Genomic DNA, 22,106 nt, shown 5'->3' on the forward strand with positions numbered 1-22,106 from the left:
GTCACCGTCAAACCAGCGGCATCCGCCGCATGACGCCGGGGGCGTTGGGGTCGTGGTACTTGTTCGGAAGGCCCCGCTCGCGCAGCAGATTGGCGCAATAGGCCAGCCGCTCCCGGTCCAAGGTAACACCCAGCCCGGGGCCTTCGGGCAGCGGCAGGTGGTTGTTGCGGGGACTGAACGGGCCTTCGGTGATCACGTCATGCGGCTGCTGGCGCAGCAGCGACTGGTTCGGCTCGCGGATATGCGGATGCGCGGCGCAGGCGTGCAGATAGGCGGCAGTGCCAAGCCCGCTGTCGCCGGAATAGCACCAGAAATCGATCCCCGCGCCCTCGCAGGTGGATACGAAGCGCATCATCGCCGAAAACCCGCCCAGCCCGGCCACATCCGAGACCAGCGCATCCGGCACGCCATAAGCCACCGCCTTGCCGATATCGAGGTTGTGACCGGAAAACGGGATGGAGGTATGCGCGCGCAGCTTGCGCATCTGCCGCCACTCCGGCGTTGGGTCCTCCCAGTTGCGCAGGCCGATCTCCTGGAAGGCCGGTGCCAGATAAAGCGCCGAGGACAGGCTGAAGGCCTGGTTGCTGTCGGCCCTCAGCATCGCGTCCGGCCCCAGCGTATCGCGCAGCGCTTGCAGCAGTTTGATATTCTGCGGCAAATCCGCGTCTGAAACCTTGCCCTCAAACCATGTGGTGCCAAACCGCTCTCGCAGGTCCAGGCAATAATCTACGACTTCGGCGATGCTGGCTTCACCTTGCACGTCCCCTTGCGGCAGCCGGTAGGAGAAGTAATCGGTGAACGGGATCTGCCGCCGCTGAATGCCTCCCAGCAGATTGGCCACCGGCTGACCCCACAGCTTGCCGCGCAGGTCCCAAAGCGCAATTTCCACCCCGCCCCAAGCGCCGCGGGTGACGGTGTCGGTCACCGAATGGCAGAACGGCTGCGAAGGCAGCACCATCCGCTCCAGTGCCACAATGTCGAGCGGGTCGCGGCCTTCGAAATGCTCTGCCCAGGTCTGGATGAAGGGCGCTGCCGCATGCGAGGGCGCCTCGCCGATGCCCACCACCCCGTCGGTGGTCTCAACTTCCACCACACATTTGGTGAACGCATCCAGCACACCATAGGACCAGACATAGGGCGCCTCCAGCGGCACCAGGATCGGCGTCGCTTTGAGTGATTTGATTTTCATGTGTGTTTCCTTGCCACCCGAAGGCCGCCGCCCCGGTTACAGGGCGGCGGCTGTATTCAGCCGTCCAGCCAGACGCGTTCCAGATGCATTTCCCGCAGCGGGTGGCGCTTGTAGCCCCTCACCCTTGCAGTGTGATGCATCGCCAGATCGCGCCAGTAGGCCTGCACGATCACGCCGCTGTCCTGTAGCATCTTCTCCAGCTCAGCCATCAATGGGCGGCGCTTCTCCGGGTCGAAGATCCCCAGGGCCTGGGTCAGCTTGGCATCGAACTCCGGGTTGGAGTGGCCGCTCTCGTTCCAGGCTTCGCCGGACTTATAGGCCAGTGCATAGACTTGCACCCCCAGGGGGCGCCCGCCCCAGGACGTGGTCGAGAACGGGTACTTTGTCCAATCGTTCCAGAACGTGGCCCCCGGCAGCGTTTTGCGCGCCACATCAAAGCCCGCATCCCTAAGCTGTGCCGCGACGCTGTCGGCAAAATCCTTCAATTCGCCCTCATCGGTCGAGATCAGCTCAATCTCCCCGCTTTCGCCGGAGGCCTCCAGCAGCGCCTTCGCCTTGGCCGGATCAGTGGCCGGGCGCGGCACCTCGGCGTATTCTGGATGCACCGGTGCCACATGGTGATTGTCCGCCTCGCTGCCCAGGCCGGAGATCGCAAGCTCGACGCAGAGCGCATTGTCCACCGCCAGCTGAACCGCATTGCGCAGCTGCTGATTGGTGAAGGGTGGCGCATTCACATTCATCCGTGCCACGGCGGTGGTCGCTGTCAAAGCCGCCGCCCGTTCCAAGCCCATAGCATTGAACAATTCTTCCGAGTTGCTGGAGGTCTCGTCGTTCATGTCAATGTCGCCGGCGTCGAAAGAGGCAGCAAAGGTGGCGTCATTGTTACCGAGGTCCAGGAATTCGATCCCGTCGAGGTAAACTTCGCCGCCCCACCATTTTCCGTCCTCGCGCCGCTTCAGCACTGCCTTGCCGCCGACCTCGAAGGAGACCAGTTCAAAGCCGCCGGTGCCAATTGGCGCATCCTGCAGCTGGCCGGTGAAAGACGGGTGGACACAGAGCGCAGGGTAATCGCCAAAGGACGGGATCAGCGAAATGTCGGGCGTGAACAGATTCAGGCGGACGGTGTAGTCGTCGAGCTTCTCCACCGCGCCTTCCGCGGCCTGATCTTCGCCCTCGGCCCGCAATGCTGCTAGCCGTGCTGCCATAGAATTACCCTCGGCAGTGCTGTCGGCCATGCGGCGGATGTTGAAGACCACGTCATCTGCGGTGAACGGTTCGCCGTTACTCCAGACCGCGTTGCGGCGGACTTTCAGTGTGTAGGTTTTGGCGTCGCTGCTCACTTCCCAAGCCTCCAGCAGCGATGGAGAGAAGCTGCCGTCAGGCTCCCACCGTACCAGTGGCTCGCAGAACTGGCGGGCAACATTGGCCTTCTGGGGCCAGTCATAGGTGCGCGGGTCATTGATATCCAGCACCTGCTGGCCAACACGCAGCACCCCGCCGTGCTTGGGTTCTTCCGCGGCGGCAACCGTGGGCACCGCCAGTCCAAGCATTCCCGAGGCTGCTGCGGAAGTGATGCCAAAAATGCTCGCCAGGGCCATGAACTCACGCCGGTCCAGCCGCCCGGCCTTGGCTTCGTCAGCCCAATGGCTGATTCTCGTCTCTGTTTGCCTATCCATCTTTCCCTCCCTGTTTTGACTTTGCTGTCAGATCATCCGCCCGCCCAGCCGGTGATCGAAGTGATAGTTCGACATCCGCTCCACCCCGTCCTCAAGGATCAGGAACTGGTCCTCCAGCTTCACTCCTTCGTTGGAGCGGTCCCAGCCGATGTAGCTTTCCAAGCAAATGATCATGCCCGGCTCCAGCACGCCTTGCAGCGGATAGGCGGCGCCGGTGCCGTCCATATGCGGGATGTTGGGGAACTCGCCTGCCATCCCCAGCCCATGGCCGATGCAGTAATAGCGGCTGGCCTGATGCTCGGGCGGCACCTGCCAGGCCTTCTCGGCCAACTCGCGGTATTCGGTGCCCGGTTTCAGCAAGTCCGCATTCCACTCCAGCTGCTCACGCGCACGGGCGTATAGCAGCTGCTGGTCCGGCGTCGCCTTCTGGTCGCCGCACAGGAATGTGCGGGAGAAATCGACCGCATAATTCTCAAACGCCAGCGCGTCAGTGTCGAGGCACAACAGGTCCCCCTTCTGCAGCAATCGGCTGCCGGCCTCCTGGAAGTATGGAAAGGTGTTGGGCCCGCTTTGAAACAGCCGTGTCGAGACATACTGGCCATGCTTGGCCATCAGTGCGTAATGGAATTCGGCCCATGTTTCGGTCTCTGTCTTTCCGGGTTCAGCCCGGGTTTCCAGCCGTTCGACGCCGATTTCCACCCGCCGCATCGCCTCGCGGATATAGGGCAGCTCAACCGGCAGCTTGATCATCCGGGTCAGAGCGAGTGCCTCGCCTGCATCACTCACCTGCAGCCCTTGCGCTTGCAGCGCGTCCACGGCCTGAAACGGGAAACGGTCGACGGCGATGCGGTCAATGGCCGGATCATGGTCCCGCACGGTTCGGGCGATCTCCGCCGCAAACCGGGCGCAAGCCCCCTGCATGTCGCCGCCGGAGCTCACAAAATCCAACCCCTCCGCCATGCGGATTTCACTGATTGTCGGCAAGTCCTCGGCCAGATGCTGGGAGCCTGCGAAATCGTAAAGGATTACCGGCCCTTCCAAAAACACCAGCAGATAACGGGCCGGGGTGCGCGACGACCACAGCTGCATGTTCATCGCACCGGTGGAGTAAAAGATCTGGTTCGGATCAATGATGGCCATCACCGGAATGTCATGACGGCGCATACCCGCGCGGGTGTGTTCCAGCCGTGCCTGATAGAGCGCATATCTGTTTTCCGTCAGTTCAGCTGCTGTGGAGGGATCCGTTTCGGTCATGCCAGCAATCCAAGATAATACCTGATGCTGAGCTTGCCCGCTTTGCTCTGCTTTACAAAATGACGTTTCCGGCGCAGTTTTTTTACAAAAAGTAAAAGGGATGTCTCATGCTCAACGCTCCTTCCCTGACCGGGCTGCGCGCCTTTGAAGCGGTGGTCCGGCACGGTTCTCTAACCGGGGCCGCACAGGAACTCTGTGTGACGCCGGCCGCTATCAGCCATCGTTTGAAGGATCTTGAAACCCGGGCCGGAGAAAAACTCTGCTACCGCGAGGGCGGGCAGTTTCACCCAACGGTCCTGGGGCGGGCGGTGCTGGATCAGCTGGGCGATGCATTCGGGCGGATCCTCAATGCGAGCCAGCTGATTGAAGACAATGCTGCCTCGCCCGCGCTTGAGATTGTCGCCTCCTATTCTTTTGCGGTCTCCTGGCTGATCCCGCATCTGCCGGAGTTTCAGGCAGAACACCCGGAACTCAAAATCACGATTGAACCCAGCCACACCCCGGTGCGGCAGGCGCGCGCCAGCACCGGGTTTGTTATCGTTCATGCTGGTAACCAGCCGGAGGGACCGGGCTGGGAGCCATTGTTTGAAGACATCTGCGCGATTGTCTGCGCATCCCGGCACCCGCTTCTGAGCCAAAGCCCGGAGCAGCTGCCCGAAGCCTTGCAAGCTTTCCCGCTGGTCCATATCAGCCACGAGCAGGGCAGCCGCCGCGGCGAGTTCTCATGGCAGGCCTGGGGCCGAAACCTGTTTCAGACTGAATTACGGTTTCCTTCGGGGCTGCAGGTGACGGCTGAGCATGCCGCCATTGATGCGGTTCGCACGAGCGAGAGCCTGGCCCTGACCAGCCTGGTCAATGCGGACAGCGCGCTGCGCGCTGGATCATTGGGTTTTGTGGCGGGGACAGCCTGTCCTTCAGGGCAGAGTTACTGGATGCGCTCAGCTGACGGGCTGGGGGCGGCCGCCGCCGCCGCATCGTCATTCAAGGCGTGGCTGCAAGCCAGAACCGCAGAAACATTGCAGGCGTACCGGCCAGGCAGCTGAACTGGTGAAGGATACCATCAATCCCCGGCGTCTGGCCCCGAGTGCGAGGCAACCAATGTGTCGAGAAACAGCTTAGTGATCCGGTTCACCGCCGGGCGTTTGCGGGTAACGGCGGCGAACTGGCTGCGATAGAAAATTTCTTCCGGCAGCACTTTCTTCATCAGCCCGTGGCCAACAAAAAGGTCGCCCAAGTGGTCCGGCAAGAACCCTAAATAGCTGCCGGACATGATCAGGATGGCCAGTGCCTGTTCGTTTTGCACCTTGGCGGCCCGGCGGAACCCAAGTTTCTGGCCCACATGCAGGTTGGGCGAGTTCACCCGGATTCCGGCGTAGTTCACGGACTGCACGTCCGGCAGCCCGAGACTGGCCTGGTCGCTGTCAAAAAACGGATGCCCCTTTCCGCAGTAAAGGAACATGTTCTCACCGTAGAGCGGCATGTAGTCGAGGCTTGGTGACGGCCGGTGCAGGGCCAGGATTCCGATATCCAGCTCGCCGCCGATTACCTTGGTTTCAATCACGTTGGGCGGCTCCAGCGACAGCTCGATTTCCACGGCTGGGGCCGCCTTGTTGAATTCGCGGATGGTGCCGGGAACAAAGGCCTCGGGGTTGGAGGCGCATTGGTCGAACAAGGCGATACGGATGGTGCCGGCCAGCTGCTGCTTGATCTCATTCACCTGGGCGCGGAAGTCGGTCACCGATGCCAGCAAGCCGTCGGCGGAACGCAGCACCTTTTCGCCGTCATCTGTCAGGGAAAACCCGGCCGGGCCGCGGTTGCACAGCTTCAGATCCAGCCTTAACTCCAGGTCAGCGATGTATTTCGAAATTGTGGATTTGCCGATGTTCAGCTCGGTCTCCGCCGCCGCCAGCCCGCCGCTTTCGGCCACCGCCTTGAAGACACGCAGCAATTTCAGGTCGGCATCAGCGATGTGTTTGACTTGGGAATGGCGGTTCATCTTCCAGGTTCGCGATTTGTGAAACTTTGCTTTCAAAAGTTTACATTCTAGAAACATAAAACGCAATGTAGCTTCCAGCCCACCAAGGACGGATCGGACCGGCAAATATGCTTATGGAGGGCATGCCGGCGCGCGCCTTGGGTTTCAAGATGACAATACGGGAGGAAGTTATGTCATTTCTCAAAAAGGTCTGCACGCTGACCGCAGCCGTTTCTGCAGCCGCGATGCTGACCACCGGTGCCGTTTCCGCAAAGAACTTCAAAATTGCCGTGGGCGACAGCGCCGGCAGCCCGCAGGAAGCGACCGGCAAGTTCTTTGTTGAGGCATTGGAAGCAAAGTCCGGCGGCGAGCATACCGCCACCCTGTTCCTGAACGGCCAGCTGGGTTCCGAGCAGGACACCGTGAATGAGGCGGCCATCGGCACCCTGGATATGTCGCTGCTGGCAATCAACAACGTGACCCCGTTCTCCCCGACCGTGGGCGTGTTCACCCTGCCTTATGTGATCCTGTCGCTGGAAGATGCGGAAACCCTGACCCAGGGCCCGATCGGCCAGGAGCTGACCGAGAACACCCTGCGTGACGCGGGCGTGCGCATCATTGCCTGGACCTACACCGGCTTCCGCCGCCTGACCAACTCCAAGAAGCCGGTCACCTCGGTTGCCGACCTGCAGGACCTGGTCATCCGCGTTCCCAAGAACGAGATCATGATCGAAACCTACAAGTCCTGGGGCATCAACCCGACCCCGATGGCCTGGTCCGAGACCTTTACCGGCCTGCAGACCAAAGTGGTTGACGGTCAGGACAACCCCTACATGACCATCAACGCGATGAAGTTCTATGAGGTGCAGGACCACGTCACCAACCTGCGCTACATCTTCTCGATCGAACCGCTGATCGTGTCCGAAGCCGTGTTCCAGGGCCTGTCGGAAGAAGACCAGAAGATCATTCTGGAAGCGGGCCAGGAAGCCACCCTTAAATCGGCCCAGTTCCTGCGTGACTCCGAAGCTGCGATCAAGGAAGAGCTGACCGCCAAAGGCATGGAAATCGTTGATCCTGAGAACAACGAAGCCGAATTCATCAAGCTGGCAACCGAAGCCGTGTGGCCGAAGTTCTATGACTCGATCGGCGGCGTTGAGAAGATGAACGCGGTGCTGACCGCCATCGGCCGCGATCCGGTCCAGTAAGCCTCTGGCAAATCAATAAAAACAACAAAGCAGCGCCTCGTGCGCTGCTTTGCACAGGGGAGGAGTACATCATGTTCTGGAAAGTCCTGGACAATATAGAAAGCTATATCTGCCGCCTATTGCTGTCCGGTTTTGTCATTCTGCTGTTCGTGCAGATCGTCTCACGCGAAGTCTTTGGTCATTCATTCTCGTGGATCGAGGAGCTCTCGGTCTACATGTTCGTCTGGTTTGTCTATTTCGGGGCCAGCTATGCCGCGCTGAAGGGAGCGCATAACCGGGTCACCTTCCAGTTCAAGTTTCTGCCTTCGGGCGCGATCAAGTATATCGAGGCCTTTGCAGATCTTTTCTGGCTGTTCTTCAATTGCTACTTCCTGTGGCTGGCCACCGATTTCGTCTTCAACAAGATGAACAAGTTCTGGAAATCGCAGACCTTAGGCATCGAGATGAAATACATCTACATGGTGCTGCCCATCGCCTTCACTCTGATGACCATCCGCATTCTGCAGGTGAACTACCGCAAACTGATCCGTGGCGAAGAAATCCACGATCCCGACCAGATCGACCTTGATGAGATCAAGGGAAGTGCTGGCGCGGACAATCGCGCGTGAGAAAGGGAGGGATAGAATAATGGAAACTGAAATCGTCACGATCCTGTTCGGATCATTTCTGCTGCTTTTGCTCCTTGGTGCGCCGATCACTGTTGCGCTGGGTGTGTCGTCACTCTTGTCGTTCCTGTATCTGGATGAAAACCCGATCAAATTTGTGCAGATCGCCTTCACCTCGGTCGGCTCATTCCCGCTGATGGCGCTGCCGGCCTTCATTCTGGCGGGTGCGCTGATGGAAGCTGCTGGGATCTCGAAACGGCTGATCAACGTTGCCGAAAGCTTCGCCGGGCCGTTCACTGGCGGCATCTCGGCCGCAACCGTTATGGCTTGTCTGTTCTTTGGGGCAATCTCCGGTTCCGGCCCGGCAACCACTGCTGCCGTTGGCATGCTGATGATCCCGGCAATGATCAACCGCGGCTATGAGCGCGGCTACGCGTCTGCGATCACCGCATCCTCGGGCGGCCTCGGCATCATCATCCCGCCGTCGATCCCGATGGTGATCTTTGGCATTGCCGCGCTTGGCATGGCGCCGCCGCCGGAAGCGGTTGAGAAATACGGCACCTTCCAGTCGGTTTCGATCTCGAAACTGTTCATTGCCGGCTTTGTTCCCGCCTTCCTGATCGCCACCAGCCTCTTGATCCTGAACTTCTTCATGTCGAAAAAGCGCGGCTACAAGGGCTCCGCTGACGGCTGGTCGATCCGCAATGTAGGCTGCGAATTGTATCGGGGCTTCTGGTCGCTGATGGCGCCGGTGGTGATCCTGGGCGGCATCTACACCGGCTTCTTCACCCCGACTGAGGCTGCCATCGTCGCGATCTTCTATACCCTGGTGGTTGGTGTCTTCATCTACCGCGAGCTGACCTGGTCGTCGCTGTTCCAATCGCTGGAAGCCACCACCTGGCTCACCGGCCGCGTGCTCTTGATCCTGTTCACTGCCACTGTGTTCGGCCGCCTCCTGGTGGAAAACCAGATCCCGGCGGTGATTGCCGACAGCATGCTGAGCTTCACCCAGAACCTCTATGTCATCTGGGCGCTGATCATCTTCTTCCTGCTGTTTGTCGGCATGTTCATGGAGACGCTGGCAACGATCCTGATCCTGGTTCCGGTGATGCTGCCAGTGGCCTATTCGGTGGGCATCGATCCGATCCACTTTGGCGTGGTGATGGTCTGTACCCTGGGCATCGGCTTCCAGACGCCGCCCTTGGGTGAGAACCTGTTCATCGCGTCGGGGATTTCGAATATCACCATCGAGCAGATCTCGCTGCGGGCCCTGCCCTTTGCTGCGGTGAACACGATTGCGATCTTCATCATCGCCTTCTTCCCGGAAATCTCGCTGTGGCTGCCACGGCTGTTTGGTTACTGATCTGAAAGGGGACTGACATGAAACCGCTGATCACAAACATCCTGTTTGCCACCGACCTGTCGCACAACTCGACGCATGCCTTGCGCCACGCCGCCAGCCTGGCGCAGGCCACCGGGGCCGAGATCCACGTGCTGCATGTGAATGAGCCGATCTCGGAAGATGCCAAGATCACCTTCGAGATGTTCGTGCTGAACGACGAGACCCGCAAGGCAGCAGCCAAGCGGCGGCACGAAATGGTCAAGCAGGTCCTGGCTGAACGCCAGGCCCGGTTCTGGGCCGCCTTCGAAGGCGATGACGCCAAGATCCGCGACCAGGTGACTTCGATCGAAGTCACCGACGGCCATCCGGCGGAGGTGATCCTGCGCCGTTCGGCTGAACTCGGCTGCGACCTGATTGTGCTGGGCGCCCATGACCACGGGTTCTCGCACACCTTCCTGGGCACTGTCGCCAAGCGGGTTCTGCGGCGTTCGCAGATCCCGACCCTGGTGGTGCCCTACCAGAACGGCGACGACGAGGAGTGATCCTCCCCGCAAGCGGCAGGCCTAGGCCGCTTGCGAAGACCGCTCCTGCATCAGGGTTCAGCCTCGTGCAGGGGCGGTTCTGACGTCCGGGTGCAGGTTCTTGTAGGGGAAGTGTTCCAGGTCGCAGGGAAACACGCCCGGTGCTGCCACCGGGTAGACGGCACTTGCAACGGGCTCGAAATCGGCGCGGAAGTGAGCGGTGCTTTTGACGCAGACCGTGCGGAATTTCTCCGGCTCCAGCCCCAGATGGGTGAAATGCGCCAGGTCCAGGCACTGGTTGCGGATGCTGGTAACGACCAGAGTGATATCCGCGTCCGGGTTTGCCAGCCGCAACGCCGCTGTCAGGCCCAGCGTCGCCACCCCGCCGCCGTACATCTCGCCGGTATAGCGGCAGGCGCCGTCGCTGAGGGCAACCACTTCGAATTCCGCTTCAAACGGCGCGTCGCCTGGCACTCCGGACCGTCCGCCAAGCGCTGCGTGGAACACCCCGCCGCGTCCCAGCGCATGGGCCATGGCGGCAGCCTCCGGATCATGAAACAGTCCCGTCAGCACGCCCTGCGCGCCCGCCTCTGCCAGCGCTGCCAGAAGCCCGGTGGTGTCCGAGGTGCCGCCGGCACCGGGATTGTCCTGCACGTCGGCAAGCACCACGGGCTTGCCTGTCCTCGCTTCGCAGGCGATGATCGCAGCTTCCAGGGGCGACAGCATGGGATGGGTTGAGCCCGCCTCCAGCGCGCCGAAAAGAGATGCGATTTGATCTGCTGCGCGGTCCGCTGCTTCGGCCGTGAGGCTATAGGCCACGCAGGAGGGCCGGGTATCGGGGAAGTCCGCGGCGGTGAATCCCAGTGCGATATCGGCCAAAACACCATCCGCTTCCAGCGGAGACAGCGCGGCATAGAGTTCCTCACCCGGGGTTGCGCCGGTATACTGGGCATGCAGCGGGATCAGATAATCCATCTGCCGGAACGCCTTGTGCAGCACCTCTCCCGCCAGCAGCCGCTGCAGCACCGGCAGGCAGCGCGCGCCGGTGCCGCCCATGTCCAGATGAGGATAGGTGCGGAAGATCGCCATGTAGGACGCCAGTTCCACTGATGCGGCGGAGACATTGGCGTGCAGATCCAGGCTGACCACAATTGGCAGTTCCGGCCTCACCAATGCCCGCAACCGCCGCAGGATCTCGCCTTCGCCATCGGCGTGGCTTTCGGTGACCATTGCCCCGTGCAGGTCCAGATAGATGCCGTCCAGCGGCCCCGCTTGGCGCACCCCGTCCAGGATCTTGGCGCAGATGGTCTCAAAGGCGTCATCAGACACATGCGCCGACGGCTCGGCGGCGCACCACAGGATCGGCACCAGCTCCATTCCCGCATCCTCGGCTGCCTTGGCAAATCCCGCGATGGGCAGGTTCATGCCGCGGGTTTCCGCAATCACCGCGTCCCCGTGCAGCATGGCGGGCCAGGAGTCCGCCATTTCGAACTCGGCCAGCCCGGCCTTGGTGGTGCCGAAGCAATTGGTTTCATGCTGAAAACCGGCAATGGCGATCCGCGGTTTGGAGTGCATGACGCTCACTGCTCCTGTGCCCAGACAACCTGCCCGCGGCGGATGGTCCGGGTGACTTTGGTGGTCTCGATGCTGTCAGGGTCCTCCAGCGGGTTGCGGTTCAGCACTGCCAGATCCGCCAGCTTGCCCGGTTCGATGGAGCCGCGGGTGTCCTCTTGGAAAACCTGCCAGGCCGCATCGATGGTCTGGGCACGCAGGGCCGACAGCGCGCTGATCCGCTGGGCCTCACCCAAGCGCCTGCCGCCTGCCGTCAGCCGGTTCACTGCGCAATGCGCCAGGTGAATGGGCCGCGTTGGCGTCACTGAAGCGTCATTGTGGATGGTGTAGCGCACACCAAAACGCTCGGCCGAGGCACACGGGGAAATCCGCTCTGCCCGCTCGGGGCCCAAAAAGGTATCGTAGTGGCGGTCGCCCCAGAAATGCACATGCGCCGGGAAGAAACTTACGGTGATCCCCAGCTTGGCCATCTGCTGCAGCTGGTCATCGCGTAAGGCTTGCCCGTGGATGATGGTGTGGCGGTGATCGGCGCGGGGATTGGCCTCCAGCGCGGCGGCCACCGCATCAATGAACATCTGCGCGCCGGCATCGCCGTTGCAGTGGCAATGGATCTGATACCCCAGATCATGCAGCTTCTTGACCTGAAAACGGTGCTGCTCCTCGCTTTCATAAGACATCCCGCAAGGGTTCTCCGGATCGATGGGCTTGTGATACGGCGCGCTGAGAAACGCGGTCTGCAGCTGGAAAGCCCCGTCAGTGAACAGTTTGCGCGGGCCCAGCGTAAAATGCGGATTACCGGGCCAGTCCAGCGGATCGGGGCCATCGGTCAGCGCCGGTTCCAGCTCGCCGATGGGCAGCAGCATCAGGTCATAACCCGGATCCTGGTCCGCGGGCAGCGAGGCAAAATGCTCCAGCATCTCCCGCGTCGCCCAGGCGTTTTGCGCATAGGTCACGCCATGCGCCAGATATTCGTCCCGGCAGCTGTTGAACCCGGCCCAAAACCGCTCCCGATCAATGAGGAAATCGGTGTCTCCCATTTCGCCCATGGCCGAGAGGCCTTCGATCAGCCCGGTTAGCGCGCCTGTCTCCGGATCGCGCCCAAAACGGCCGCCCAGGGGGTCGGGCGTATCCCGGTTCACTCCGTGCTTTTGCAGCGCCAAGGAGTTGGCCGACCCATTGTGGCCCGAGGCGTGGATCACCCAAATCGGATGCTCAGTGGAAACACTGTCCAGCTCAGCGCGAGTCGGCATCCGGCCTTCTGCAATGGAAGTATTGTCGAACAGCACCCCCATCACCCACTCACCGGTAGGGGTTTCCGCTGCCTTGGCCCGCAGCCGCTCCAGCGCTGTGGGGATGTCCAGGCAATCGCCGCGCGGGGGCGAGGCCAAGTCGACCCGGAACAAGCGGATAAAGCCCGGGTCAGGGAAATGCCCGTGCGGGTCGATGAAGGCGGGGATCAGGGTCTGGCCCTGCAGGTCCGCTTCCTGCGTGCCCGCGGGCATTTCCGCGCGCAGCTCCGCTTCGCTGCCAACCGCGCGGATAGTCTGGCCTTCGGTCAGCACTGCCTCAGGTGTGGAGTTCCCCGCATCCATGGTCAGGATCGGGCCGTTGAAATACAGCACGGATGTCATTGCTTGGCTTTCCGGTGTTCAGTCTTGGGATTTCAGCACCTGCCCGCGCTGCGACAGCAGCGGGCGGGAGGGGTAGTCAATCAGGGTCAGTCCGCCATCCACAATCAGCGTCTGGCCGGTGACAAAGGAGGCATCTTCCGAGGCAAGGAAGGCTACGGCGCCCGCGATTTCGGAAGGGGTCCCCATACGGTCCAGCAGCGAGGGCGGAAGGTCCCAGCTGCCATCCGCGTTGCCTGAGGCAGAGGCAGAAAGGTCGTTGGCAATCCAGCCCGGGCTGACGGCGTTGACCCGCACCGGCGCTGCTTCGGCGGCAAAGGCGCGGGTCAGCGCCTCAACACCGGCCTTGGCCACACCGTAAAGCCCCCAGTTGCCGTGCCATGTGGCGGTTGAGGAGATATTCACCACCGATCCGCCCGAGGCCTTCAGCAGCGGCAGGCAATGGGCGGTGACCAAGTAGGTGCTGTCCTGATTGGCACCGCGGATACGGTCCCAGCGGGTGCCGGGGCTGTCCTCGGGGGCGTGTTCGATGCGCCGCCCGCCGAGGCCCGCGTTGTTGACCAGCACGTCGAGCCGATCCAGCCCGGCGGCCATATCGCGCACGGCCTCCTCGCACGACAGGTCTACTGGCAGGAACCGGGCGTTTGCGCCCTGCGCTGCGAGTTTTTCCGCGGCGGCATCGCCCTTTGCCTGGTTGCGGCCCGCCAGGATCAGATCAGCGCCTTCGCGGGCAAAGCGCTCGGCGATGCCGAAACCGATGCCGGAGTGCCCGCCGGTGATCAGGACTGATTTGCCTGCAAAGCGCATCATGCCGCCCGCCCCTGATGCAGCGGTGCGAGGCAGCGCAGGCCGTGGCCGTTATCGACTTCCCATTGCGGGGTCTGGGTGCAAATCTCCTGGGCAAAGGGGCAGCGTTCGCGGAACTCGCAGCCGGAGGGGCGCTTGAGCAGGCTGGGCGGCTCGCCTTTGAGAGCAATGCGCTCCAGTCGCGCGTCGGGATCGGGTTCCGGGTTCGCTGACAAGAGGCAGCGGGTGTAAGGGTGGCGCGGGTCCTTGAAGATGGCCTCAGTGGTGCCTTCCTCGACGAGGCGGCCCAGATACATGATGCCCATCCGGTCGGCCACATGGCGCACGACGTTGAGGTTGTGGGTGATGATCACTATCGCCAGCCCCAGCCGCTCGCGCAGGTCGTTGAGGAGGTTCAGCAGTTCCCCCTGCACCGACACGTCGAGGCCCGCGGTGGGTTCATCGGCCAGGATCAGTTTGGGTTTCAGTGCCAGCGCCCGAGCAACGCCGACCCGGCGGGCCTGACCGCCCGAGAGCTGGTAAGGATAGCGGTCGGCAAAATGCGCAGGGAGATTCACCATTTCCAACAGGCGCTTGGCCTCGGCATCCAGATCCCGGTCCTTCATGCCCTGGATGCGGTAGGGTTCGGTGATCAGGCTGCGGATCGTCAGGCGCGGCGACAGGCTGCCCACCGGATCCTGGAACATCATCGCAATGTCCTTGCGCAGGGGCCGCAGGGTGCGCTCCGAGGCGCCGCGGATCTCCTGCCCATCGAACTTGACCGAACCTTCCTGCGCCGGCGCCAGCCCTGCAATCGCCCGGATCACGGTGGTCTTGCCTGAGCCGCTTTCGCCGACCAGCGCATAGGTTTCGCCTGGCTCCACCGCAAAGCTGACACCGGCCAGCACATTGACCGGCCCGTAGCTGGTCTTGAGGTTCTTCACATCCAGCAAGGTCATTCGGCGGCCTCCTTATGGTTCAGCCAGCAGGCGGCGTGGTGGCCCTCTTTCAGTTTGGCAAGCGGCGGCACCTCTACGCAGCGCGCCGTGGCCAAATCGCAGCGGTCGCGGAAGATGCAGCCGCCGGGCAGGTTGGCAAGGTCCGGCACCTCGCCCGGGATGGTTGGCAGCACCCGGGCGCGTTCCTTGATATGGCCCGGGTCGCAATCGATCAGGCGGCGGGTGTAGGGGTGTTTCGGATCGTGGAAGATTTCACGCACCTCGCCGCTTTCGACGACAGCGCCCGCATACATCACCACCACCCGGTCGCAGAGCTCGGCAATGACGCCCAGATGGTGCGAGATGAACAGGATGGCGCAGTTGAACTCTTGCTGCAGCTCCTGCAGGCGCTCAATGATCTGCACCTCCAGCGTGGCGTCCAGTGCCGTGGTCGGCTCATCCGCAATCAGCAGATCCGGTTCCGACATCAGCGCCATGGCGATGGCAATCCGCTGGCGCATGCCGCCGGAGAACTCATGCGGGAACTGGTCCAGCCGGGCCTCTGGGTCGGGGATGCCAACAGCGCCCAGCATCTGCGCGGCACGGGCGCGCTTCTCCGCCTTGGAGGCCTTGGAACGGTGCTGGATGTCCAGCATCTGCTGGCCGATGGACAAGACCGGGTTGTGGGTCTGCATCGGGTCCTGGAACACAATGGAGATGTCAGCACCGCGCAGATCGCGCATCTTGCGTTCGGGCAGTTGCAGCAGGTCCTGACCCTTGAACCGCACCTCGCCCTGACGGAAGCGCGTGTTCGGTGCGGTCAGCCGCAGGATGGACGAGATCAGGGTGGATTTGCCGCAACCCGATTCACCGACGATGCCGACAATCTCGCCCTTGCGGATGTCAAAGGAGATATCGCGCAAGGCTTTCAGATCGCCGCGGGCGGTTTCGTAATCGACGCTGAGGCGGTCGATTTCCAACAATGTATCGGTCATCGCTGTTTCCTCAGTTTCGGGTCAACCACGTCTCGCAAGCTTTCACCCAGGAAGGTGAAGCCCAGCGTGGCTAGGATGATCGGCAGCCCGCCGCCCACCACCAGCCAGGGGGTCTGGCGGATCAGCGAATAGCCGTCTTTCAGCAGTGCACCCCAGCTGGGTGTCGGCGGCTTCACTCCGAGGCCAAGGAAAGACAGGCCCGCCTCCAGCGCGATCACGGTGGGGATGTCCATTGCAGCCAGCACCGCCAGCACGCCGACGATGTTGGGCAGCATGTGCACGCCCAGGATGCGGGTCATGCTGGCCCCCATCGAGCGCTCGGCCAGGATGAACTCGGAATTGCGCAAGGTGAGCGTCTGGGTCCGCGCCACCCGGCCATAGGTCGGGATCGAGGTTGCCATGACCACAAACACCACTGTCTGCAGGCTCGGCCCCACCAGCGCGACCACAGCCAGCGCGAACATCACCGTCGGGAAGGAGCGGATGGTGTCAAAGAGCAGCATCAGGAGGTTGTCGAGCCATTTCGGCCCGTAGCCAGCGATCATGCCCAGCGTCAGGCCGATGGCCATGGCGCCGAAAACCGCGGGCAGGGCCACTTGCAGCGCCACCTGGCCACCCGCAATCACGCGGGAAAACGTATCGCGGCCCAGCTGGTCGGTGCCGAGAAGATGGGTCCACGACGGTCCCTGCAGGCGTGACTTGATGTTCATGCCGACCGGATCGAAGGGCACGATCCAATAGGCGAAGATAGCGCAGAAAACGATGGTGCCGACAATGATCAGTCCCATCAGCCCCAGCGGATCGCGGGCGACGCCGGTGATGATCTGGCCCAGTTCGGAACGGGATTTAGCCATATCTCACGCCCTCCTTATATCGCGGTGCGGGCGCGGGGATCGAGCCAGGCGTTGATCAGGTCGGCCAGCGCGGTAGAGACCACAAACAGGCCAGTCGAAATCAGCACCGATCCCATCACGATCGGGTAGTTGCGGGTGGTGATACTGTCGATCACCAGTTTGCCGAGGCCCGGGCGGGCAAAGACGATCTCGGCAAAGACGGCAGAGGACAAGAGAAACCCCATGCCAACGCCGATCACCGTGACCACAGGCAGGATGGCAATACGCAGCGCGTAGACCATCACCACCCGGCGCTCGTTGATGCCAAAGGCGCGAGCGGTGCGGATGTGGCTTTCGCCCATCACTTCCAGCATCGAGGCGCGCACCAGCCGGGCGATGTAGCCGACCCAACTGAGACCGATGGCGAAGGCGGGCAGCACCAGGTGGTTGAGGCGGCCCCAGAAGCCCTCGCCGGCGCCAATGGCCGGGAACCACTGCAGGTTCACCGCAAAAATCAGCAGCGACAGCAAAGCGACCACAAAGGCGGGCGCCGCAACGAAACTAACGGAAATTGCAGCCGTAACCCGGTCGATCAACGTATTGGGATGCGCGGCGGCATAGGCGCCAAGCGCAATGCCCAGAGCCGCAGACCAGGTGATCGAGCTCAGTATCAGCCACAGGGTATGCGGCAGCTGCTGGAACACGATCTCGGTCACAGACCGGCCCGAGAACACGTCGATCCCCAGGTCCCCTTGCATCAGGTTGCCATAGAAGATGAGAAGCTGTTTCCAGATCGGCTGGTCCAGCGCCAGCTCAGCCGTCAGCCGCGCCTGCAGCTCGGGCGTGGCGCGCGGGCCCAGCATGATCTGGACCGGATCGCCGGGCACGGCACGGATCATCAGGAACATGGCGGTGACCGCCACGATCAGGATCAGCAATGCCAGCCCGAACCGCCGGGTTGCAAAAAGTAACATGGCCGCATGGCTCCCTTAGTCTCGCTGTGCGGTGGGAAATCGGCACGGCTGCTCCGCAAGTGCAGCCGTGCCAGCTGGTCAGGCCCGAGGGGAGGGTCAGGCCTTACCGAAGTAGCGCAGCAGGGCCAGCCCGTCGGGGCGCAGCGCCGGCACAACTTTTGCCGAATGGATCACCGGCGTCGCCTCATGGGTCAGGAAACGGTAGGCGCCGCTTTCTTCCATCAGGTCCTGCGCACGCTGGTACATCTCGCCGCGTTTGACCAGATCGGTCTCCTGGTAGGCGTCCGCGTGGATCTTGTCGAACTCTTCATTGCTGAAGCGTTCCCAGTTCCAGTGGCCGACCTGCTCGGTGGTGAACCAGGAGGTCGCGTAATAGGGATCCGGGGTCATTGAGTAGCGGTTCAGCACCAGCTGCAGGTCTTCGTTATCCGCACTGGCCCAGAAGGCGCCGGACTCCAGAACATTCACTTCAACCGTGATGCCGATCTGCGCCAGGGTTGCTTGGATCACCTGCGCGGCGGTGGTGAAGGTGGTCTTGTTCAGCGTGTCGAGTTTCAGGGTGACGTTGGTTTCACCGGATTCCGCCAGCAGAGCCGCGGCTTTCTCGAAGTCCGCCTGCGGCGGGATCAGCGAATTGGCACGGTTGCCTGCGAGGCCCGGCGCGATGATGCCGGTGGAGGGTTCCACGGCGCCGAAATAGGCGGCTTCCAGAACGGTCGGCACGTCGATGGCGTGCTGGATCGCCTGGCGCAGCTTCTTGTTCTGCAGCTTCGGGTGATCCAGGTTCATGCCCAGCCATGCATAGTACAGCGACGGGTATTCCAGCAGCGTGCCGCCGTTCGGAACCCCGGCGCGGTAGCGTTCAACCGAGCCCAGCGAGACGCGGGTGAAGTCCAGCTCGCCGGCCTCAAAGGCGATCTCGGCGGTGTTCTCGTCGTCGATCGGCAGGATTTCGATGGTGTCCCAGGCCGGCGCTTCGCCTTTCCAATCCGGGTTGCGCTTCAGCGTGGTCTTGGCCTTCGGCTCCCAGCTCGCGCGCAGGTAGGGGCCGGATTCCGCAACCGGGTCCGCGCCGATACGGCCGCCCGCGGCCTCAACTGCCGCCTTGGAGACGATGTTGCCGGTGATATAGGGCAGCGCGATGCTCCACAGCGGTGCAAAGGGTTCGTTCAGGACAATGGTGCCTTCACGCTCGCCGGTCACTTCAACGTGGCTCAGCGGGCCCATGTCGGGCTTGTTCGGGCTTTCGGTGGCATCGGCGATGATGCGCTCGAAGGAGAACTTAACGTCCTCGGCGGTCATCGCGCCAAAGCCGTTGGTGAAACCGATGTCGTCGCGCAGGGCGAATTTGACGTGGGTCGGGTCCGCCTGCTCGATCATCGCGGCGGCGTCCAACTGCCAGTCCCATTCGCGGCCCGGCTTGTACTGGATCAGCTTGTTGTAGATCGAGGCATGCACCTCTTCTTCAACCACGCCAACGCTGTGCGCCGGGTCCATGTTCTGCGCATCGCCATAGGCCCGCACCCGCAGCACGCCGTCATCGGCGGCAAAGGCGCGGCTGGCCAGGCTGCCGGGCAGTGCGGCAGCCGCACCCAAAGCGGTGGCGCCTTTCAGAAACTTGCGGCGCCCCACCGGCGCCTTGGTCCATTCGATCTTCATGGTGTCCTCCCTTAAGATCAGTTCACAGAAGCCCGCGCGGAAGGGTTTCAACCCATTCCTTTGCCAGGACTTCCGTTTCATCCGCGCCCTCCGTGGCGCGCAATTTCCGGGTCAGATGGAAATTCTGCCCGTCGCAATGCATGGTGCTCTCGGTGTCGATGGCGACCTGCCAGCCATTCCGCCGGGAGGTGAAACGCCACTGCGTTTCAAACCGTGCTGAGGCCGGATCGTCGGGGTGAATGGCATAGCGCATCGCCACATGACTGCCGGTGGCCAGCCGGTGGTGAGGATCGCGCGTCTCGCCGAAATCGTCAAAGGTCTCCAGCAGCACGGTGCCGTCCTCCAGCACCTTGCGTTCGGAAGTTCCCGCGGGTGCGCGCAACTCCTTGGCCTGCAGAACGGGGAACTCCTGCGCCAGGCCCGGATTGGCCGGGTCGATTTCTGCGGCCGCTTCCCGCACCGGCAGATGCAACATGCAGCCTTCCAGGTGCAGGGTCACCTCCGCAGCCTCCGGCGCGGGCCAGATCATCGGCCAGTAGGCGGTCGACAGCGCAAGCCGCAGCTTGTGCCCGGCCCGCAGGCGGTGTGCGCATTCGTTGAGCGCAATCTCCGCCTCATACACCTGCCCGGGCACCAGCGCCTCCAGTGTCTCGTGGCTGCTGTGATGAGTGAGGTTCAACGGCCGGAAGGTTATCCGCTGCGACAGGCCCTCGGGAGAGACATCGCACAGCCGCGCGGTGACCTGGGCCACCGGCTTGTCCGCGGAGAACCGCAGCCGCAGCCGGGCGCGGCCCAGCAATTCCAGCGGATTTTCCAGCGGCAGGCTGTCAAAGCAAACAGACAGCGCGTCATCATCGGCCTGATTTCCAGCCAGTTCATTGTCGATCCGCATACCGGGGCAGAAATAGCCGCCGGCCTGGCCAAGGTGTGCGGGCGAGGTAACCGTGAGTGCCCCCTGCCCTGCGGTTTCCGAGAACCCGCCCGAAACCAGGTGCCAAACAGTTTCGGACACATTGGGCGACGGCCATTCCGCCTCAGCCACCCAGCGCCCCTGGCGTGGGGAATTCTGCGCCACGGGGTTGAAATGCTCCTGCATATAGGCGCGGTAGGCCGGCAGGTCTTCGGCGCCGTTTTCCTCCTGCTTCAGCCAGCGGTCGAACCAGCCCAGCACCTCGGAGTGAAAATCCGAGGCCTCCAGCTTGGAAATATGCGGGTAGCGGTGCTCCCAGGGGCCGATCAGGGCCTTGGCCGGCGCTTGCAGGTTCGCCGCCAGCGCAGCCGGCGTGTTCACGTAAGGATCGGCCCAGCCGGTCATGGCCAGCACCGGTACATTGATCGCAGACCAGTCCTCGCAGACCGAGCCGTGCTTCCAATAACCGTCGCGCAGCGGATGCCGCATCCAGTCCACCGCGCAGAACGGGACATTCTCCATCCGCGCAATCCAGTCCTCGCGCCAATTGGCCCGCAGCTCCGGATCCGCGGGACGGGTCAGATAGGCAAACATCTGCGCCCCCCAGTTGGCGTTGTCGCCAACCAGGCAGCCGCCCATGTAGTGAATGTCATCCTCGTAACGGTCGACAGCAGAGGCCACAGTGACCACCGCCTTCAGCGCCTCCGGCTGGCGGAACGCGAGCTGTAGCCCGTTGAACCCGCCCCAGGAAATGCCGATCATACCGACGTTGCCCGTGCACCATGGCTGAGCTGCGATCCATTCCAGCACCGCTTCGCCGTCGCTTAGCTCCTGCTCGGAGTATTCGTCATCAAAGACGCCCTCGCTGTCGCCGGTGCCGGCGATATCCACCCGCACACAGGCATAACCTTCGGCAGCAAACACCCGGTGCGTGGTCTCATCCCGTGCTGCGGTTCCATCGCGTTTGCGGTAAGGCAGGTATTCGAGGATGGCCGGAAACGGCCCGGTGCCCTCCGGTATCCACATGCGCACCGCCAGCCGCCGCCCGTCCGGCAGGGGGAGCCATTGGTTTTCGATGCAGGTGACGAGCATTGGGGTCTCCAGACGGGGTGATGCCCTCCAGAGACCCCGGATTTGCCATTGACGGAACTGTGCAAACATGCGCGAAGTGACGCGACCCGTATCAAACTAGCGTCAGTTCGCGAAGGATTTCAGCCCTTGTCCGGGAATTTTTCAGAAAATCTGCGTTCGCTATGCGCCGAGCATGGCAGTATTGCCCAAATCTGCCGTGAGATCGGCATCAACCGGCAGCAGTTCAACCGCTACCTCAATGGCAGCAGCATGCCCGCGGCCCACAACCTGCGCCGCATTGCCCGTTACTTTGCGATCCCTGAGTCTCAATTGTTCACGGAAAACACCGACTTCGAGACCAAGCTGTCAGATGCGGCAGGCGCCGTGCAGCATGGTGCAGGTGAGAAGTTCATGGCGCCCTTCCGCGGCCAGCAGCGCAATCTGAAACGCTACCTCGGCTTCTATCACGCCTATTTCCGCACGCCCTCCTGGGGCGAGGGCATCTTCTGCTCACTCACCCGCTTTTCCGAGGAAGACGGCTACATCGTCTCGCGCAACATGGAAATCGCGCATGACCCGGAGCAGAGCATCCGGCAGATCTCGCGCTATCACGGCATGGTCACCCTGCGCGGCAACCGGCTGTTCATCACCGAACACGAGCGCGCCCGCGAGGGCAGCGTGGCGCAGACCATTCTGTTCTCGGCCCACCGCCAGCAGCTTAAGTATCTGCGCGGCATGACCATGGGGGTCGCCTGGCGCCCGTTCCCGCGGCCCTATGCAGCCCGGGCAATTTGGAAGCGGCTGGACGAGCGGGTCACGGCGCGGGAAGCAATCGCCGCGTGCGGGGTATACCCGGTCCGCAGCCCGCGGATCGACCCGGCCATCCGCAAATACCTTGAAGCTCCAGAGAAAGAGGATGTGCCGGACACGCCGGGCAGTGTCCTGTTCTAACGCTGCTTCACCAAATGAAAAA

General features: G+C 62.5%; 19 protein-coding genes. 6 read left to right on the top strand and 13 right to left on the bottom strand.

The features are described from left to right. Positions 1–7: 7 nt before the first annotated feature. Genes RA19_RS16690 through RA19_RS16700 form a run of 3 tightly spaced genes read right to left on the bottom strand, consistent with a single transcriptional unit; the run spans position 8 to position 4,119 of the window. Positions 8–1,189: a mandelate racemase/muconate lactonizing enzyme family protein gene (locus RA19_RS16690; RefSeq protein ID WP_039164626.1), complete on the bottom strand. Its 1,182-nt coding sequence runs from the start codon at positions 1,187–1,189 to the stop codon at positions 8–10. Positions 1,190–1,245: 56 nt separating this feature from the next. Further along, positions 1,246–2,865 (bottom strand): ABC transporter substrate-binding protein, encoded by a 1,620-nt coding sequence (locus RA19_RS16695; protein ID WP_039164628.1) that lies wholly within the window; start codon positions 2,863–2,865, stop codon positions 1,246–1,248. A 27-nt stretch (positions 2,866–2,892) separates the two neighbouring features. Next, the gene (locus RA19_RS16700) at positions 2,893–4,119 is read right to left on the bottom strand and encodes a M24 family metallopeptidase (protein ID WP_039164630.1); all 1,227 of its coding nucleotides are present in this window, start codon (positions 4,117–4,119) and stop codon (positions 2,893–2,895) included. 107 nt (positions 4,120–4,226) lie between these two features. Here RA19_RS16700 and RA19_RS25875 point away from each other — a divergent pair, with 107 nt between their 5' ends. Further along, entirely contained in the window at positions 4,227–5,162 is a 936-nt protein-coding gene (locus tag RA19_RS25875) for a LysR family transcriptional regulator (protein ID WP_082020565.1), read from the top strand. Positions 5,163–5,179: 17 nt separating this feature from the next. On the opposite strand, the gene RA19_RS16710 is transcribed toward RA19_RS25875, so the two are convergent. After that, entirely contained in the window at positions 5,180–6,115 is a 936-nt protein-coding gene (locus RA19_RS16710) for a LysR family transcriptional regulator (protein WP_039164632.1), read from the bottom strand. 170 nt (positions 6,116–6,285) lie between these two features. Here RA19_RS16710 and RA19_RS16715 point away from each other — a divergent pair, with 170 nt between their 5' ends. The 4 genes from RA19_RS16715 (at position 6,286) to RA19_RS16730 (ending at position 9,788) form a co-directional block, all read left to right on the top strand. Beyond that, complete coding sequence (locus RA19_RS16715; RefSeq protein ID WP_039164694.1) at positions 6,286–7,299, top strand: TRAP transporter substrate-binding protein; 1,014 nt, start codon at positions 6,286–6,288, stop codon at positions 7,297–7,299. Between the two features lie 71 nt (positions 7,300–7,370). Next, positions 7,371–7,907 (top strand): TRAP transporter small permease, encoded by a 537-nt coding sequence (locus RA19_RS16720; RefSeq protein WP_039164634.1) that lies wholly within the window; start codon positions 7,371–7,373, stop codon positions 7,905–7,907. Between the two features lie 19 nt (positions 7,908–7,926). Then, positions 7,927–9,267 (top strand): TRAP transporter large permease, encoded by a 1,341-nt coding sequence (locus RA19_RS16725; RefSeq protein WP_039164636.1) that lies wholly within the window; start codon positions 7,927–7,929, stop codon positions 9,265–9,267. A 17-nt stretch (positions 9,268–9,284) separates the two neighbouring features. Further along, complete coding sequence (locus tag RA19_RS16730; RefSeq protein ID WP_039164638.1) at positions 9,285–9,788, top strand: universal stress protein; 504 nt, start codon at positions 9,285–9,287, stop codon at positions 9,786–9,788. A gap of 57 nt (positions 9,789–9,845) precedes the next feature. Here the strand turns inward: RA19_RS16730 and RA19_RS16735 are convergent, their stop codons facing one another. The 9 genes from RA19_RS16735 to RA19_RS16775 form a co-directional block, all read right to left on the bottom strand. Continuing rightward, on the bottom strand, positions 9,846–11,342 hold the full coding sequence (locus RA19_RS16735) for a M81 family metallopeptidase (RefSeq protein ID WP_039164640.1): 1,497 nt from the start codon (positions 11,340–11,342) through the stop codon (positions 9,846–9,848). Positions 11,343–11,347: 5 nt separating this feature from the next. Then, complete coding sequence (locus RA19_RS16740; protein ID WP_039164642.1) at positions 11,348–12,970, bottom strand: amidohydrolase; 1,623 nt, start codon at positions 12,968–12,970, stop codon at positions 11,348–11,350. Positions 12,971–12,988: 18 nt separating this feature from the next. Then, positions 12,989–13,777, bottom strand: coding sequence for an SDR family NAD(P)-dependent oxidoreductase (locus tag RA19_RS16745; protein WP_206540282.1), 789 nt, complete (start codon positions 13,775–13,777; stop codon positions 12,989–12,991). Beyond that, complete coding sequence (locus RA19_RS16750; RefSeq protein ID WP_039164644.1) at positions 13,774–14,712, bottom strand: oligopeptide/dipeptide ABC transporter ATP-binding protein; 939 nt, start codon at positions 14,710–14,712, stop codon at positions 13,774–13,776. Before RA19_RS16750 ends, RA19_RS16745 begins: the two co-directional genes overlap by 4 nt. Continuing rightward, the gene (locus tag RA19_RS16755; RefSeq protein ID WP_039164646.1) at positions 14,709–15,686 is read right to left on the bottom strand and encodes an ABC transporter ATP-binding protein; all 978 of its coding nucleotides are present in this window, start codon (positions 15,684–15,686) and stop codon (positions 14,709–14,711) included. The genes RA19_RS16750 and RA19_RS16755 overlap by 4 nt, the downstream gene beginning before the upstream one ends. Beyond that, positions 15,683–16,540, bottom strand: coding sequence for an ABC transporter permease (locus tag RA19_RS16760; protein ID WP_039164648.1), 858 nt, complete (start codon positions 16,538–16,540; stop codon positions 15,683–15,685). Before RA19_RS16760 ends, RA19_RS16755 begins: the two co-directional genes overlap by 4 nt. Before the next feature lie 14 nt (positions 16,541–16,554). Further along, positions 16,555–17,493: an ABC transporter permease gene (locus tag RA19_RS16765; RefSeq protein ID WP_039164650.1), complete on the bottom strand. Its 939-nt coding sequence runs from the start codon at positions 17,491–17,493 to the stop codon at positions 16,555–16,557. 96 nt (positions 17,494–17,589) lie between these two features. Next, on the bottom strand, positions 17,590–19,152 hold the full coding sequence (locus tag RA19_RS16770) for an ABC transporter substrate-binding protein (protein ID WP_039164699.1): 1,563 nt from the start codon (positions 19,150–19,152) through the stop codon (positions 17,590–17,592). A 22-nt stretch (positions 19,153–19,174) separates the two neighbouring features. Beyond that, a complete protein-coding gene (locus tag RA19_RS16775) occupies positions 19,175–21,154 on the bottom strand; it encodes a CocE/NonD family hydrolase (protein ID WP_039164652.1) in 1,980 nt (659 codons plus the stop codon). A 126-nt stretch (positions 21,155–21,280) separates the two neighbouring features. On the opposite strand from RA19_RS16775, the gene RA19_RS16780 reads away from it, so the two are divergent. Then, positions 21,281–22,084, top strand: coding sequence for a helix-turn-helix transcriptional regulator (locus RA19_RS16780; RefSeq protein WP_039164654.1), 804 nt, complete (start codon positions 21,281–21,283; stop codon positions 22,082–22,084). Positions 22,085–22,106: the final 22 nt, after the last annotated feature.

Source organism: Leisingera sp. ANG-M1, assembly GCF_000813745.1.
Taxonomy (GTDB): Bacteria; Pseudomonadota; Alphaproteobacteria; order Rhodobacterales; family Rhodobacteraceae; genus Leisingera.

Bases quoted from the DNA above. Each gene is read 5' to 3' on its own strand.
- RA19_RS16690 (WP_039164626.1), bottom strand. From the start codon at position 1,189: ATGAAAATCAAATCACTCAAAGCGACGCCGATCCTGGTGCCGCTGGAG.
- RA19_RS16695 (WP_039164628.1), bottom strand. From the start codon at position 2,865: ATGGATAGGCAAACAGAGACGAGAATCAGCCATTGGGCTGACGAAGCC.
- RA19_RS16700 (WP_039164630.1), bottom strand. From the start codon at position 4,119: ATGACCGAAACGGATCCCTCCACAGCAGCTGAACTGACGGAAAACAGA.
- RA19_RS25875 (WP_082020565.1), top strand. From the start codon at position 4,227: ATGCTCAACGCTCCTTCCCTGACCGGGCTGCGCGCCTTTGAAGCGGTG.
- RA19_RS16710 (WP_039164632.1), bottom strand. From the start codon at position 6,115: ATGAACCGCCATTCCCAAGTCAAACACATCGCTGATGCCGACCTGAAA.
- RA19_RS16715 (WP_039164694.1), top strand. From the start codon at position 6,286: ATGTCATTTCTCAAAAAGGTCTGCACGCTGACCGCAGCCGTTTCTGCA.
- RA19_RS16720 (WP_039164634.1), top strand. From the start codon at position 7,371: ATGTTCTGGAAAGTCCTGGACAATATAGAAAGCTATATCTGCCGCCTA.
- RA19_RS16725 (WP_039164636.1), top strand. From the start codon at position 7,927: ATGGAAACTGAAATCGTCACGATCCTGTTCGGATCATTTCTGCTGCTT.
- RA19_RS16730 (WP_039164638.1), top strand. From the start codon at position 9,285: ATGAAACCGCTGATCACAAACATCCTGTTTGCCACCGACCTGTCGCAC.
- RA19_RS16735 (WP_039164640.1), bottom strand. From the start codon at position 11,342: ATGCACTCCAAACCGCGGATCGCCATTGCCGGTTTTCAGCATGAAACC.
- RA19_RS16740 (WP_039164642.1), bottom strand. From the start codon at position 12,970: ATGACATCCGTGCTGTATTTCAACGGCCCGATCCTGACCATGGATGCG.
- RA19_RS16745 (WP_206540282.1), bottom strand. From the start codon at position 13,777: ATGATGCGCTTTGCAGGCAAATCAGTCCTGATCACCGGCGGGCACTCC.
- RA19_RS16750 (WP_039164644.1), bottom strand. From the start codon at position 14,712: ATGACCTTGCTGGATGTGAAGAACCTCAAGACCAGCTACGGGCCGGTC.
- RA19_RS16755 (WP_039164646.1), bottom strand. From the start codon at position 15,686: ATGACCGATACATTGTTGGAAATCGACCGCCTCAGCGTCGATTACGAA.
- RA19_RS16760 (WP_039164648.1), bottom strand. From the start codon at position 16,540: ATGGCTAAATCCCGTTCCGAACTGGGCCAGATCATCACCGGCGTCGCC.
- RA19_RS16765 (WP_039164650.1), bottom strand. From the start codon at position 17,493: ATGTTACTTTTTGCAACCCGGCGGTTCGGGCTGGCATTGCTGATCCTG.
- RA19_RS16770 (WP_039164699.1), bottom strand. From the start codon at position 19,152: ATGAAGATCGAATGGACCAAGGCGCCGGTGGGGCGCCGCAAGTTTCTG.
- RA19_RS16775 (WP_039164652.1), bottom strand. From the start codon at position 21,154: ATGCTCGTCACCTGCATCGAAAACCAATGGCTCCCCCTGCCGGACGGG.